We start from the raw sequence: 14,493 nt of genomic DNA on the forward strand, positions 1-14,493 counted from the left end.
ACGAGTCCAGCGGCGGGAGCAGCACAAGCAGACGGGCCACGGCGAGTCCAGCGGCGGGAGCAGCACAAGCAGACGGGCCACGGCGAGTCCAGCGGCGGGAGCAGCACAAGCAGACGGGCCACGGCGAGTCCAGCGGCGGGGGTCGCACGAGCAGACGGGCCGGGCGGGTGCGGCGGGGGGCGAGCGGTCGCGCGAACCGGCACGGCGGCGTGGACGGTCCGAGGCGGCGACGGTCGACCAGGCAGCGCGGGAGGCGGCGGGAAACGGCGCCGACCAGGCGGCGCGGGAAGAGGAGGGACCCCGCCACGTCCGGCAGGGTCCCTCTGGAGCGCGTGCTGTGGTCAGTGGGCCGCCGACTCCCAGTCGGGGCCCGCGCCCACGGAGACGTCCAGGGGCGCCCTGAGGTGGACCGCGCCGGCCATCTCGCGGCGGACGAGTTCCTCCACGGCCGGCCGCTCGCCGGGGGCGATCTCCAGGACGATCTCGTCATGGACCTGGAGGAGCATGCGGGACCTCAGGTCGGCCTTCCGCAGGGCCGCGTCCACCTTGAGCATGGCGATCTTGACGATGTCCGCCGCCGTGCCCTGGATCGGGGCGTTGAGGGCCATCCGCTCGGCCGCCTCGCGGCGCTGACGGTTGTCGCTGTTGAGGTCGGGGAGATAGCGGCGGCGTCCGAAGAGCGTCGCCGTGTAGCCCGTCGCCCGTGCCTCCTCGACCGCCCGGCGCAGATAGTCCCGCACACCGCCGAAGCGCTCGAAGTAGGCGTCCATCAGCGCGCGGGCCTCCCCCGCGTCGATGTTCAGCTGCTGGGACAGGCCGAACGCCGACAGGCCGTACGCCAGGCCGTACGACATCGCCTTGATCTTGCGGCGCATCTCCGCGTCCACGGCGTCCCGTTCGACGCCGAAGACCTGGGAGGCGGCCGTGGTGTGCAGGTCCTCGCCGGAGGTGAACGCCTCGATGAGGCCCGCGTCCTCGGAGAGGTGTGCCATCACCCGCAGTTCGATCTGGCTGTAGTCGGCCGTCATCAGGGACTCGAAGCCCTCGCCGACGACGAACCCGCGCCGGATCGCCCGGCCCTCGTCCGTGCGGACCGGGATGTTCTGGAGGTTCGGGTCCGTGGACGACAGGCGGCCGGTCGCGGCGACCGTCTGGTTGAAGGTGGTGTGGATGCGGCCGTCGGCGGCGATCGTCTTGATCAGGCCCTCGACGGTGACGCGGAGCTTGGCCTGCTCACGATGGCGGAGCATGATCACCGGCAGCTCGTTGTCCGTCTGTGCGGCGAGCCAGGCCAGGGCGTCGGCGTCCGTCGTGTAACCGGTCTTGGTCTTCTTCGTCTTCGGCAGGCCCAGCTCACCGAAGAGGACCTCCTGGAGCTGCTTGGGCGAGCCGAGGTTGAACTCGTGTCCGGCGGCGGCGTGCGCCTCCTTCACCGCCTGCTGGACGGCGCCCGCGAACATCTGCTCCATGGCCTCCAGGTGGGCGCGGTCGGCCGCGATGCCGTGCCGCTCCAGACGGGCGAGGAGAGCGGAGGTGGGCAGCTCCATGTCCTGGAGGAGGTCCGCCGAGCCGACCTCCTCCAGCTGGCCCCGGAAGGCCTCGCCGAGGTCGAGGATCGCGCGGGCCTGCACCATCAGGGCGTCGGCCTCGGCGCTGTCGTCCGCGCCGAAGGCGAGCTGGCCGTCGGCCGCGGCGGGCGGGGCCAGCTCGCGGCCCAGGTACTCCAGCGACAGCGCGTCGAGGTCGAAGGAACGGCGGCCCGGCTTGACCAGGTAGGCGGCGAGGGCGGTGTCCATGGAGACGCCGGCGACGCTCCAGCCGTGCTCGGCGAAGACGCGCATGGCGCCCTTGACGTTGTGCAGGACCTTGGGGTGGTCCTCGGCGGCCAGCCAGGCGGCCCACGTGTTCTCGTCGGACTCGTCCAGCTCCGACGGGTCGAACCAGGCGGCCGGACCGCCCGCCGCGGCGAGCGCGACCTCCGCGACCGAACCGGTGCCCAGGCCCCACGTGTCGACGGTGGCGACGCCGAGGGCCTCGCCGCCGTGCTCGGTGAGCCAGCCGGTCAGCTCGCCCGTGCCCAGCACCGTGCCGTCCAGTGCCACGCCGGGGGCGGCGGCCGGGGTCGCCTCGGCCTCCTGGGCGCCTGGGTCGACGCCCAGCAGCCGCTCACGCAGCGACGGGTTCCGGATCTCCAGGGTGTCCAGGACCATCGCGACGGCCGTGCGGTCGTACGGGGCGCGCTCCAGGTCGTGGACGGTGCTGGGCAGCTCGACGGTGCGGACCATCTCCGTCAGACGACGGTTGAGCTTGACGGACTCCAGATGGTCGCGGAGGTTCTGCCCGGCCTTGCCCTTGACCTCGTCGACCCGCTCGACCAGGTCCGCGAAGGAACCGAACTGGTTGATCCACTTCGCGGCCGTCTTCTCGCCGACGCCCGGGATGCCGGGGAGGTTGTCCGACGGGTCGCCGCGCAGTGCCGCGAAGTCGGGGTACTGGGCGGGCGTCAGGCCGTACTTCTCGACGACCTTCTCCGGGGTGAAGCGGGTCAGCTCGGAGACGCCCTTCGTGGGATACAGCACCGTGGTGTGCTCGCTGACGAGCTGGAACGAGTCCCGGTCGCCGGTGACGATCAGCACGTCGAAGCCCTCGGACTCGGCCTGGGTGGCGAGTGTGGCGATCACGTCGTCGGCCTCGAACCCGTCGACCGCGAACCGCGAGACGTGCATCGCGTCGAGCAGCTCACCGATCAGCTCGACCTGGCCCTTGAACTCGTCCGGGGTCTTGGAACGGTTCGCCTTGTACTCGGTGAACTCCTCGGATCGCCACGTCTTGCGGGAGACGTCGAAGGCCACCGCGAAGTGCGTGGGCGCCTCGTCACGCAGCGTGTTCGCCAACATCGACGCGAAGCCGTAGATCGCGTTCGTCGGCTGGCCGGTCGCGGTGGTGAAGTTCTCCGCGGGCAGCGCGAAGAACGCGCGATAGGCCAGCGAGTGCCCGTCCATGAGCATCAGGCGGGGCCGGTCGGCGCCGGAGGTGTTCTCGGTCTTCTTCGATGCTGTTTCTGCCACGCCCCCGATCCTGCCACGCCCCACTGACACTCCGACCCACGTGAGCCTCCGGCGGTCGGACGGCGGTTCGGGACGGCACCCGGCCACGATCGGTCACCGCGACTGCACGGACGCCACCGAGCCCCCACCCCCACGGCCCCTCCCCCATCGCCACCGAGCCCCCAACGCTGGGGAGCACCGTGCGGCACCGGGCAACCGGGCAACCGGGCAGCGTGGGTCGTTCGCTCCGAGTCCCCCGGCGGGAGCCCGGTCGGCGTCGGCGGCCCGTGCGGCACGGCACCCATCAGGCCGGCACCGGCACCGGCACCGGCATCGGGGAGGCGGCCGACTGTTCGCGGAACAGCCCCACCACCGCGCGGCCGCCGCCCCCACCCCCCTCGGCGCCCGTCCGCCCGTCCGCCCGCCGTGTCGGTGCCGCGTGCGAGGATCGGTGGGAGTGGTCACCCGTGCCAGTGAAGGAGCGCCGCGATGGCAACGAAGCCGCCCAAGGCGGACCCGGTCCAGGACGCGCCGCAGGTCGCCGAGCCGAAGCACGTGGCGGCGGGGCTGCCGGCCATCGGGCACACCTTGCGGATGGCGCGGCAGCAGATGGGTGTGAGGCGGACCGCGCTGACGCTGCTGCGGGTCAACCAGAAGGACGGCTTCGACTGCCCGGGCTGCGCCTGGCCCGAGCCGGACCACCGGCACGCGGCGGAGTTCTGTGAGAACGGCGCGAAGGCCGTCGCCGAGGAGGCCACCCTGCGCCGGGTCACCCCGGAGTTCTTCGCCGCGCACCCGGTCGCCGACCTGGCGAACCGGAGCGGCTACTGGCTGGGCCAGCAGGGCCGGCTCACGCACCCGATGTACCTCCCGGAGGGCGGCGAGCACTACGAGCCGGTCTCCTGGGAGCGGGCCTTCGACATCATCGCCGAGGAGATGGCCGACCTGGCCTCTCCCGACGAGGCCGTGTTCTACACCTCGGGCCGTACGAGCAACGAAGCCGCGTTCCTCTACCAGCTGTTCGCGCGCGAGTGGGGCACCAACAACCTGCCCGACTGCTCCAACATGTGCCACGAGTCGTCCGGTTCGGCCCTCACGGAGACGATCGGTATCGGCAAGGGCAGCGTCCTGCTGGAGGACCTCTACCAGGCCGACCTGATCATCGTCGCCGGTCAGAACCCGGGCACCAACCATCCGCGCATGCTCTCCGCCCTGGAGAAGGCCAAGGCCAACGGCGCGCGGATCGTGAGCGTGAACCCGCTGCCCGAGGCAGGCCTGGAGCGCTTCAAGAACCCGCAGACCCCGCAGGGCATGCTCAAGGGCGCCGCCCTCACCGACCTCTTCCTCCAGATCCGCCTCGGCGGCGACCAGGCCCTGTTCCGTCTCCTCAACAAGCTGATCCTCGAGACGGAGGGTGCGGTCGACGAGGGGTTCGTCGCCGAGCACACCCACGGCTACGAGGAGTTCGCCGCGGCCGCGCGTGCCGCCGACTGGGACGAGACGCTCGCCGCGACGGGGCTCACGCGCGCGGAGATCGAGGAGGCCCTGCGCATGGTCCTCGCCTCGGAGCGCACCATCGTGTGCTGGGCGATGGGCCTCACCCAGCACAAGCACTCCGTGCCGACCATCCGCGAGGTGGTCAACTTCCTCCTGCTGCGCGGGAACATCGGCCGTCCGGGCGCGGGCGTGTGCCCGGTGCGCGGTCATTCGAACGTGCAGGGCGACCGCACGATGGGCATCTTCGAGCGTCCGGCCCCGGCCTTCCTGGACGCCCTGGAGCGGGAGTTCGGCTTCGCGCCGCCGCGCCGGCACGGCTTCGACGTCGTACGGGCCATCCGCGCGCTGCGGGACGGGGAGGCGAAGGTCTTCTTCGCCATGGGCGGCAACTTCGTGTCCGCCTCCCCGGACACGGAGGTCACCGAGGCGGCGATGCGGCGGGCACGGCTGACCGTGCACGTGTCGACGAAGCTCAACCGCTCGCATGTCGTCACGGGCGCGCGTGCCCTGATCCTGCCGACGCTCGGGCGGACCGAGCGCGACGTGCAGGGCGGTGGCGAGCAGTTCGTGACCGTCGAGGACTCCATGGGCATGGTGCACGCCTCCCGGGGCCGGCTGGCGCCCGCGAGCGCGCGCCTGCTGTCGGAGCCGGCGATCGTGTGCCGGCTGGCGCGCCGGGTGCTGGGCGAGGACAGCCGGGTGCCGTGGGAGGAGTTCGAGAGGGACTACGCGACGATCCGGGACCGCATCGCGCGCGTGATCCCCGGCTTCCAGGACTTCAACGCGCGCGTCGCCCACCCCGGCGGCTTCGCGCTGCCGCACGCCCCGCGCGACGAGCGTCGCTTCCCCACGGCCACCGGCAAGGCCAACTTCACCGCCGCGCCGGTCGAGTTCCCGCAGCTGCCCGCCGGCCGCCTGCTGCTCCAGACGCTGCGCTCGCACGACCAGTACAACACCACCATCTACGGGCTGGACGACCGTTACCGGGGCATCACGAACGGCCGTCGGGTCGTCCTCGTCAACCCCGAGGACGCCGAGGCGCTCGGCCTCGCCGACGGCTCGTACGTGGACCTGGTGAGCGAGTGGCGGGACGGCGTCGAGCGACGGGCGCCCGGCTTCCGGGTGGTGCGCTACCCGACGGCGCGGGGCTGCGCGGCGGCGTACTACCCGGAGACCAACGTCCTGGTGCCGCTGGACGCCACCGCGGACACGAGCAACACCCCGGCGAGCAAGTCCGTCGTCGTCCGTCTGGAACAATCGGCGACCGACTGAGCGTTTGCTCAGCAGCACGGTCACCGTACTGGTCACGACACGGGTCACGACGAACGGAGCAGGTTCCGATGGGCGAGCAGCAGCACGTGAAGTTCCCGCAAGAGGTCATCGACGAGTACGCGGCGCTCGGCGTCGACCTGCGCGCCCTCTTCTCCGCCGGGCACCTGGGCACCCGCATGGGGGTGCAGATCGTCGAGGCGTCCGCCGAGCGGGTCGTCGGGACGATGCCGGTCGAGGGCAACACCCAGCCGTACGGACTCCTGCACGGCGGTGCCTCGGCGGTGCTCGCCGAGACACTCGGTTCGGTCGGCGCCATGCTCCACGGCGGCAGCTCCAGGCTCGCCGTCGGCGTCGACCTCAACTGCACCCACCACCGCGGCGCCCGCTCCGGCCTGGTCACGGGCGTGGCCACACCCGTGCACCGCGGCCGGACCACGGCGACGTACGAGATCGTGATCAGCGACGAGGCGGACAAGCGGGTGTGCACGGCACGGCTGACGTGTCTGCTGCGGGACGTGAACCCGGGCGACGCCGCGCCTGCGGCCGGCTGAGACCACCGACGCCCTCTCCCCGGCCAGCCCGTCCGCCCCGCCCCGTTGCCCGCCGCCGCCTCCGCGGCCTAGCGTCGGGGCATGACAACGGGAGGGCCCCTCCGGCCGGGGGCGGTGCGACGGCCCGGGTCGGCGGCACGACCCCCGAGGGCACGGCGGCTCGGAATGGCACGGCGACTCGGGACGGCACGGCGGCTCGGGACGGCCGTGGGGGCGGGCCTGCTGGCGACGGCGTGCGCCGGTTCCGGCGCCACGGACGCGCGGGGCACTCCCTCGCCTTCCGTCACTCCCCCCGAGGTGCTGTGCGCCCGGATCGTCGCCCACTGGGCGCGCGAGGTGCTGGACGGCGGCACGTACGGGGACTACCAGTCCATGGGTCTCTCCAACGGCCAGTACGAGATCCTGCGGTCGGTCGTGGACGCCGCGAGGGCCGAGGAGAGGCGTGAGGGCGCGCGGGCGGCGGGCGAGTTGATAAGCCGTCAGTCGCGTGCGGGCTGTGTCGCCTGGTACCGCTCCGGCGGTCCGGGCGCGGGTCCGTGGCAGTGAGCGGCGGTGTCGGCCCCGTCGAACCGGGCGAGGGTACGCGCGCACGGCAGGCCGGGGACGCCCGGGGAACGGGCGTTCCGCGCGCCCGGCCGGTCCTGTTCCACGGGCGTCGTCACCGTCGCGTAGTGCTCGGGGCGCTGACGGCCGTCGTCCTCCTGGCCGGTGCCGGTCTGCTCTGGGCGACCCGGCCGCAGGAGCGTCAACAGGCCGCTCCCAAGCCGCCGTTCCCCTCCCAGGTCGTGGACGTCGAGTATCTGGGGCCGCTTCCGGTGCCGGCGGGCACCCGGCCCCGGACGTTCGCGCTGGAGGTGCTGCTCAGTGTGGATTCGGGCCCGCCGGTCACGACGACGCGGCTGGCGCAGCCGTACGACGGAATCGCCCTGACGTCGGCGCCGCGAGCACCTTTCCGCACGGAAGCGGGCTCCACCGCCAAGATCGTCGTCACGATGCACGTGACGGATTGCGGAAAAGTGCCGGCGGATGCCGGGCTCCCTTTCCTGGACGTAACTCTGCGTAATGCGCGCGCAATCCAGGAGCACAGTTTCATCCTCGGCTCCCGGTACGCACAGGACCTCTCCCAGGCCCTACAAGTCGCCTGTAGCAACGAAATCTCGTAATCACCAAAACGCCTGAGACGCCTGAAACCATCAGGGCCCGTCCTGCGGATTCTCACCATGCGGACAGGGCGAATCAGCCTTAATTCCACGGTTCCGCCCTCTCAGCACCGCTCTGCATTACCTCGTGTCATAACAAGAGAGTCACAGCATGGGCCAGAGCCTCCTCCGCGTTACCTTCACCCGTTTAGAGTCACGGCCAGTCACCGCGCAGCTGGAATACCCCTTCGGCCGCAGCGATCGACTCGGCCTCTTCCAGGGGGGAGGGCCGCCCACGGAAAGGACTGGAACGTGCGTCAACGTTCGCTCATCGCCATCACCGCTGCGCTGTCCGCGGGAGCACTCACCCTCACTGCCTGCGGCTCGCGCGACAGCGACGACAAGGGCTCCGACAGCGGCGGCACCACCGTCACCATCGGCGTCGACGCCCCGCTGACCGGTGACCTGTCCGCGCTGGGCCTCGGCATCAAGAACTCCGTCGACCTCGCCGCCAAAACGGCCAACAAGCAGAAGTACGTCGACGGCGTCACCTTCAAGGTCATCGCCAAGGACGACCAGGCGCAGCCCTCGGCCGGCCAGCAGAACGCCACCGCCCTCGTCGCCGACAAGAGCGTCCTCGGCGTCGTCGGCCCGCTGAACTCCTCGGTCGCCGAGTCGATGCAGAAGGTCTTCGACGACGCCAAACTCGTCGAGATCTCCCCGGCCAACACCAACCCCGCGCTGACCCAGGGCACCGACTGGGCGACCAGCAAGAAGCGCACCTACACGTCGTACTTCCGCACCGCGACCACGGACGCCATCCAGGGCCCGTTCGCCGCCCAGTACGTCTTCAACGACGCCAAGAAGAAGAAGGTCTTCGTCATCGACGACAAGAAGACCTACGGCGCCGGCCTCGCGAGCACCTTCACCGCTGAGTTCAAGAAGCTCGGCGGCGCCATCGCCGGCACCCAGCACATCAACCCCGACTCCAAGGACTTCTCCGCGGTCGCCACCCAGGTCAAGAACTCCGGCGCCGACGTCGTCTACTACGGCGGCGAGTACCCGCAGGCCGGCCCGCTCAGCAAGCAGATCAAGGCCGCCGGGGCCAAGATCCCGGTCGTCGGCGGCGACGGCATCTTCGACCCGACCTTCATCAAGCTGGCCGGCACCGACGCCACCGGCGACCTCGCCACCTCCGTCGGCGCCCCGGTCGAGCAGCTCCCCTCGGCCAAGGAGTTCGTGGCCAACTACAAGGCGGCCGGCTACAAGGAGGAGTACGCGGCCTACGGCGGCTACTCCTACGACTCCGCCTGGGCGATCATCGAGGCCGTCAAGAAGGTCGTCGACGACAACGACGGCAAGCTCCCCGACGACGCCCGCGCCAAGGTCACCGCCGCCGTCCAGAACGTCTCCTTCGACGGCGTGACCGGCAAGGTCTCCTTCGACGAGTACGGCGACGCCACCAACAAGCAGCTCACCGTCTACGCCGTCGAGAACGGTGCCTGGAAGGCCGTCAAGTCCGGTACCTACACCGGCTGACCCACACCCGCACCACTCAGAGCCGCGCGGGGCGCTGTTCCACTGGCGCCCCGCGCGGACTCACATCCGGCCCCCCGTCGAAACATCCGAACCGTCTCGGAGGACATGCGGTGAACGAACTGCCGCAGCAGCTGGTCAACGGCCTGCTACTGGGATCCATGTACGGGCTTGTCGCCATCGGCTACACAATGGTCTATGGCATCGTCCAGCTCATCAACTTCGCCCACGGCGAGATCTTCATGACCGGAGCGTTCGGCGCTCTGACGGTCTACCTCTACATACTTCCCGACGGCACCTCCATGGCGATCGCCCTGCCATTGATGCTCGTCGGCGCCGTGATGGTCTCCGTCACCATCGCCGTGGGAGCGGAGAGGTTCGCCTACCGGCCCCTGCGCAACGCCCCACGCCTCGCCCCGCTCATCACCGCCATCGGCCTCTCCCTCGCCCTCCAGCAGGCCGTCTGGGCCTGGTACCCCGAGGCCAAGTCCGCCCGCGTCTTCCCCCAGATCGACGGCGGACCCTTCGAGATCGGCAGCGTCACGATCCAGACCGGCGACGTCTTCCTCCTCGTCGCCGCCCCGATCAGCATGGCGTTCCTCGGCTACTTCGTCATGAAGACCCGCACCGGACGCGGCATGCAGGCCACCGCCCAGGACCCCGACACCGCCAAGCTCATGGGCGTCAACACCGACCGCATCATCGTGGTCGCCTTCGCCCTCGGCGCCACCTTCGCCGCCGTCGGCGCCGTCGCCTACGGCCTGAAGTACGGCCAGATCAGCTTCACCATGGGCTTCCTCCTCGGGCTCAAGGCCTTCACCGCGGCCGTGCTCGGCGGCATCGGCAACATCTACGGGGCCATGATCGGCGGCGTCGTCCTCGGCGTGGTCGAGACCCTGGCCACCGCCTACATCGCCGACATCCCCGGCATGGGCCAGTTCGGCAGCAACGCCTGGGCCGACGTCTGGGCCTTCGTACTCCTCATCCTCGTGCTCCTGCTGCGGCCCCAGGGCCTGCTCGGCGAGCGCGTCGCTGACAGGGCGTGACACCGATGACGACACAGACCACCACACCCGAAGCACTCGGCGGAACCGCCCCCACACGGGCCGGCCTCATCGGCATCCCCGAGAACATCGCCCGCGCCCTCGCCACCGGCGGCGCCCTCCTCACCATCGTCTCCACCTTCCTCGCCTGGACGTGGACCTCCGCCTTCCCCGGCGACCTGACCGTCTACGGCTACCCGGGCGGCCTCCAGGTCCTCGTCCTCATCGGTGGCGCTCTCACCACCCTCTTCGCCCTGGCCTCCTACGGCATCAAGGGTCTCGGCTGGCTCACCCCCGCCGGAGCCGACGGCGCCATAAAGTTCGCCGCCCTCGCCACCTTCGCCACCAGCTGGTACACGGTCATCGCGATCAGCACGAAGCTCGGCGGCGTAGTCAACCTCGAAATCGGCGGCTACCTCGTCGCCCTCGGCAGCCTCGCCGCCCTCCTCGGCGCCCTCGCCCTGCCCTTCGAGCACCCCGAGCCCGACCCGATCGACCCCGACGACTCTTCGTGGGAGCACCGCAAGCACCAGGCCGCCCACCAGTGGACCACCGTGAAGGCGGCGTTCGCCTCCGGCACGGCCCGCCCCGTCGGCAAGCTCCCCTCGTATGCCGAGATCCTGATCATCGTCGCCGTACTCGCCCTCGGACTGACCGTCTTCACCTACGGCATCGGCACCGAGTACGACGAACTGTTCGTCGGCTTCCTCATCACCGCCGGCTTCGGCTTCGCCGCCCTCCAGAAGTCCGGCCTCGTCGCCCAGGCAGCCCAGATCACCGCCCGGCACCAGAACATCACCGTCTGCGGCGCCTTCGTCGCCGCGGCGCTGTTCCCCTTCACCCAGACCGACGACCAGTACGCGACCGTCGGCGTCTACATCCTCATCTTCGCCACCGTCGCCCTCGGCCTGAACATCGTCGTCGGACTCGCCGGCCTCCTCGACCTCGGCTACGTCGCCTTCCTCGGCGTCGGCGCCTACGCCGCCTCCCTCGTCTCCGGCTCCCCCAACTCCCCCTTCGACGTCCACTTCCCGTTCTGGGCCGCCGCCCTCGTCGGCACCGGCGCCTCCCTCGTCTTCGGCGTCCTCATCGGCGCTCCGACCCTGCGACTGCGCGGCGACTACCTCGCCATCGTCACCCTCGGCTTCGGAGAGATCTTCCGGATCACCGCCAACAACCTCGACGGCACCTCAGGACCCGACATCACCAACGGCTCCAACGGCGTCTCCTCCATCCCCAACCTCGACATCCTCGGATTCGACTTCGGCACCGCCCACGAGATCGGCGGCTTCAGCATCGGCCGCTTCGCCAACTACTTCTTCCTCATGCTCATCATCACCGCCGTCGTCGTGACCGTGTTCCGACGCAGCGGTGACTCCCGCATCGGCCGCGCCTGGGTCGCCATCCGCGAGGACGAGACCGCCGCCCTCGCCATGGGCATCAACGGCTTCCGCGTCAAGCTCATCGCCTTCGCCGTCGGCGCCTCCCTCGCCGGCCTCGCCGGCACCGTCCAGGCACACGTCACCTACACCGTGACCCCCGAGCAGTACGTCTTCGCCGGCGCCATCCCGCCCAACTCCGCCTTCCTCCTCGCCGCGGTCGTCCTCGGCGGCATGGGCACCATCGGCGGCCCCCTCATCGGCGCCTCGCTGCTGTTCCTCATCCCGAACAAGCTTCAGTTCCTCGGCGACTACCAGCTCTTCGCCTTCGGTCTCGCACTCATCCTGCTGATGCGCTTCCGCCCCGAGGGCCTCATCCCCAACCGGCGCCGCCAGCTCGAGTTCCACGAGGACGCGGAAGCACCCACCGTCCTCACGAAGGCAGGGGCCTGACCACGATGACCACCACCGACACCACCACCAAGACGGCACCCGTCGGCGAACCCGTCCTCGACGCCCGCGGTGTGACCATGCGCTTCGGCGGCCTCACCGCCGTCCGTGACGTCAACCTCACCGTCAACCGCGGCGAGATCGTCGGCCTCATCGGCCCCAACGGCGCCGGCAAGACCACCTTCTTCAACTGCCTCACCGGCCTCTACACCCCCACCGAGGGAGAGGTCCGCTTCCAGGGCAACGTCCTGCCGCCCCAGTCCTTCAAGGTGACCGCCGCCGGCATCGCCCGCACCTTCCAGAACATCCGCCTGTTCGCCAACATGACAGTCCTGGAAAACGTGCTCGTCGGCCGCCACACCCGCACCAAGGAAGGCTTCTGGTCCGCCATCCTGCGCGGCCCCGGCTTCCACAAGGCCGAGGCATCCTCCCGCGAACGCGCCATGGAACTCCTCGAGTTCGTCGGCCTCGCGAACAAGGCCGACCACCTCGCCCGCAACCTCCCCTACGGCGAGCAGCGCAAGCTGGAGATCGCACGAGCCCTGGCCAGCGAACCCGGCCTGCTGCTCCTCGACGAACCGACCGCCGGCATGAACCCGCAGGAGACGCGGGTGACGGAGGAACTGGTCTTCGCCATCCGCGACCAGGGCATCGCCGTCCTCGTGATCGAGCACGACATGCGGTTCATCTTCAACCTGTGCGACCGCGTCGCCGTCCTCGTCCAGGGCGAGAAACTCCTCGAGGGCGACAGCGCCACCGTCCAGGGCGACGAACGCGTCATCGCCGCCTACCTCGGCGAACCCTTCGAGGACGCGCCCGGCGCCGAGGAAGTCGCCGAAGTGGAGGCCGCCGAGACACAGGCCAAGACCACGACGGACGCAGCGCCCGCCAAGGAGAACGACCGATGACCGCACTGCTCGAAGTCGAGGACCTCCGGGTCGCCTACGGCAAGATCGAAGCCGTCAAGGGCATCTCCTTCAAGGTCGACGCCGGCGAGGTGGTCACCCTCATCGGCACCAACGGCGCCGGCAAGACCACCACGCTGCGCACCCTGTCCGGACTCCTCAAGCCCGTCGGCGGCCAGATCAAGTTCGACGGCCGCTCGCTCAAGAAGGTCCCCGCCCACCAGATCGTCTCCCTGGGACTCGCCCACTCCCCCGAGGGGCGGCACATCTTCCCCCGCATGACGATCGAGGACAACCTGCGGCTCGGCGCATTCCTGCGCAGCGACAAGGCGGGCATCGAGAAGGACATCCAGCGCGCCTACGACCTCTTCGCCATCCTGGGCGAGCGCCGCAAGCAGGCCGCGGGCACCCTCTCCGGCGGTGAGCAGCAGATGCTGGCGATGGGCCGCGCGCTCATGTCGCAGCCGAAGCTGCTCATGCTGGACGAACCGTCGATGGGTCTCTCCCCGATCATGATGCAGAAAATCATGGCGACCATCGCCGAGCTGAAGTCCCAGGGCACGACGATCCTGCTCGTCGAACAGAACGCCCAGGCCGCCCTCTCCCTGGCCGACCACGGCCATGTCATGGAGATCGGCAAGATCGTGCTCTCCGGCACGGGCCGGGACCTCCTGCACGACGAGTCGGTCCGCAAGGCCTACCTCGGCGAGGACTGAGGCCCCGGCACCAGCCCTCACCCGCGCACGAAGAGGCCCGCGCCTCCCGGTCGAACCGGGGGCGCGGGCCCTTTCGTGAATGCGGGGGGGGGCGTCGCCTAGCCCTTGGACGCCTTCTTCTCGTCCGCGTCCTGGATCACGGCCTCGGCGACCTGCTGCATCGACATCCGCCGGTCCATCGACGTCTTCTGGATCCACCGGAACGCGGCCGGCTCCGTCAGCCCGTACTCCGTCTGGAGGATCGACTTCGCCCGGTCGACGAGCTTGCGGGTCTCCAGACGCAGGGTGAGGTCCGCGACCTCGTTCTCCAGCTCGCGCAGCTCCGTGAACCGGGAGACGGCCATCTCGATCGCCGGGACGACGTCGCTCTTGCTGAACGGCTTCACCAGGTACGCCATGGCACCGGCGTCACGGGCGCGCTCGACGAGGTCGCGCTGGGAGAAGGCGGTCAGCATCAGGACGGGCGCGATGCGCTCCTCGGCGATCTTCTCCGCGGCGGAGATGCCGTCCAGCTTGGGCATCTTCACATCGAGGATGACGAGATCGGGCTTGTGCTCACGGGCGAGTTCGACGGCCTGCTCGCCGTCACCGGCCTCGCCGACGACGGTGTAGCCCTCCTCCTCCAGCATCTCTTTGAGGTCGAGGCGGATCAGCGCCTCGTCCTCGGCGATGACGACACGGGTCGTCAGCGGAGGCACGTGCGACTGGACCTCGTCGGGCGCGTCTACGGGCTGGGGCGACTCGGGGGCGGTCACGGGGGCTCCTTGTTGCGGGCCGGGCAGGTACTGCTGCTTATGCAGCCTACCTAGCGGCGGGCAACTACGGTGACCCGGTATGCTTCCCAACAGCCAGGCCTGCCGGGTTGGTGGAATGGCATACACGGATGTCTCAAACACATCTGCCTGAGAGGGCTTGCGGGTTCGAGTCCCGCACCCGGCACTGATAAGCGGAGGATCAC

General features: G+C 70.2%; 11 protein-coding genes and 1 tRNA gene. 10 read left to right on the forward strand and 2 right to left on the reverse strand.

Features of this window, described 5'->3' with window-relative positions; translation table 11 throughout:
• Positions 1–341: 341 nt before the first annotated feature.
• The gene (gene polA / locus ACFYO5_RS01110) at positions 342–3,068 is read right to left on the reverse strand and encodes a DNA polymerase I (protein ID WP_388702758.1); all 2,727 of its coding nucleotides are present in this window, start codon (positions 3,066–3,068) and stop codon (positions 342–344) included.
• A gap of 468 nt (positions 3,069–3,536) precedes the next feature.
• On the opposite strand from polA, the gene ACFYO5_RS01115 reads away from it, so the two are divergent.
• The 9 genes from ACFYO5_RS01115 (at position 3,537) to ACFYO5_RS01155 (ending at position 13,535) form a co-directional block, all read left to right on the forward strand.
• Positions 3,537–5,816, forward strand: coding sequence for an FdhF/YdeP family oxidoreductase (locus ACFYO5_RS01115; protein ID WP_388702760.1), 2,280 nt, complete (start codon positions 3,537–3,539; stop codon positions 5,814–5,816).
• 68 nt (positions 5,817–5,884) lie between these two features.
• Positions 5,885–6,367 carry a PaaI family thioesterase gene (locus ACFYO5_RS01120; RefSeq protein ID WP_388702763.1) on the forward strand — a complete coding sequence of 161 codons (483 nt, stop codon included), beginning with the start codon at positions 5,885–5,887 and terminating at the stop codon, positions 6,365–6,367.
• Between the two features lie 165 nt (positions 6,368–6,532).
• Complete coding sequence (locus ACFYO5_RS01125) at positions 6,533–6,913, forward strand: hypothetical protein (RefSeq protein WP_388702765.1); 381 nt, start codon at positions 6,533–6,535, stop codon at positions 6,911–6,913.
• Positions 6,914–7,038: 125 nt separating this feature from the next.
• On the forward strand, positions 7,039–7,530 hold the full coding sequence (locus tag ACFYO5_RS01130) for a Tat pathway signal sequence domain protein (protein ID WP_388702767.1): 492 nt from the start codon (positions 7,039–7,041) through the stop codon (positions 7,528–7,530).
• A 288-nt stretch (positions 7,531–7,818) separates the two neighbouring features.
• A complete protein-coding gene (locus ACFYO5_RS01135) occupies positions 7,819–9,045 on the forward strand; it encodes a branched-chain amino acid ABC transporter substrate-binding protein (RefSeq protein ID WP_388702769.1) in 1,227 nt (408 codons plus the stop codon).
• A 110-nt stretch (positions 9,046–9,155) separates the two neighbouring features.
• Complete coding sequence (locus ACFYO5_RS01140; protein ID WP_388702770.1) at positions 9,156–10,088, forward strand: branched-chain amino acid ABC transporter permease; 933 nt, start codon at positions 9,156–9,158, stop codon at positions 10,086–10,088.
• Between the two features lie 5 nt (positions 10,089–10,093).
• Entirely contained in the window at positions 10,094–11,917 is a 1,824-nt protein-coding gene (locus ACFYO5_RS01145) for a branched-chain amino acid ABC transporter permease (protein WP_388702772.1), read from the forward strand.
• 5 nt (positions 11,918–11,922) lie between these two features.
• Positions 11,923–12,822, forward strand: coding sequence for an ABC transporter ATP-binding protein (locus tag ACFYO5_RS01150; protein ID WP_388702774.1), 900 nt, complete (start codon positions 11,923–11,925; stop codon positions 12,820–12,822).
• Positions 12,819–13,535 (forward strand): ABC transporter ATP-binding protein, encoded by a 717-nt coding sequence (locus ACFYO5_RS01155; protein ID WP_388702776.1) that lies wholly within the window; start codon positions 12,819–12,821, stop codon positions 13,533–13,535. Before ACFYO5_RS01150 ends, ACFYO5_RS01155 begins: the two co-directional genes overlap by 4 nt.
• A 98-nt stretch (positions 13,536–13,633) precedes the next feature.
• On the opposite strand, the gene ACFYO5_RS01160 is transcribed toward ACFYO5_RS01155, so the two are convergent.
• Positions 13,634–14,290, reverse strand: coding sequence for an ANTAR domain-containing response regulator (locus ACFYO5_RS01160; RefSeq protein ID WP_388702778.1), 657 nt, complete (start codon positions 14,288–14,290; stop codon positions 13,634–13,636).
• A 101-nt stretch (positions 14,291–14,391) separates the two neighbouring features.
• Here ACFYO5_RS01160 and ACFYO5_RS01165 point away from each other — a divergent pair.
• Positions 14,392–14,474, forward strand: a tRNA-Leu gene (locus tag ACFYO5_RS01165).
• The last annotated feature ends 19 nt before the right edge of the window (positions 14,475–14,493 follow it).

The organism is Streptomyces sp. NPDC006259, assembly GCF_042870975.1.
Lineage (GTDB): Bacteria > Actinomycetota > Actinomycetes > Streptomycetales > Streptomycetaceae > Streptomyces.

Excerpts from the sequence above, each read along its gene's own strand:
- ACFYO5_RS01115 (WP_388702760.1), top strand. The coding sequence starts at position 3,537 with ATGGCAACGAAGCCGCCCAAGGCGGACCCGGTCCAGGACGCGCCGCAG.
- ACFYO5_RS01155 (WP_388702776.1), top strand. The coding sequence starts at position 12,819 with ATGACCGCACTGCTCGAAGTCGAGGACCTCCGGGTCGCCTACGGCAAG.
- ACFYO5_RS01120 (WP_388702763.1), top strand. The coding sequence starts at position 5,885 with ATGGGCGAGCAGCAGCACGTGAAGTTCCCGCAAGAGGTCATCGACGAG.
- ACFYO5_RS01150 (WP_388702774.1), top strand. The coding sequence starts at position 11,923 with ATGACCACCACCGACACCACCACCAAGACGGCACCCGTCGGCGAACCC.
- ACFYO5_RS01125 (WP_388702765.1), top strand. The coding sequence starts at position 6,533 with ATGGCACGGCGACTCGGGACGGCACGGCGGCTCGGGACGGCCGTGGGG.
- ACFYO5_RS01145 (WP_388702772.1), top strand. The coding sequence starts at position 10,094 with ATGACGACACAGACCACCACACCCGAAGCACTCGGCGGAACCGCCCCC.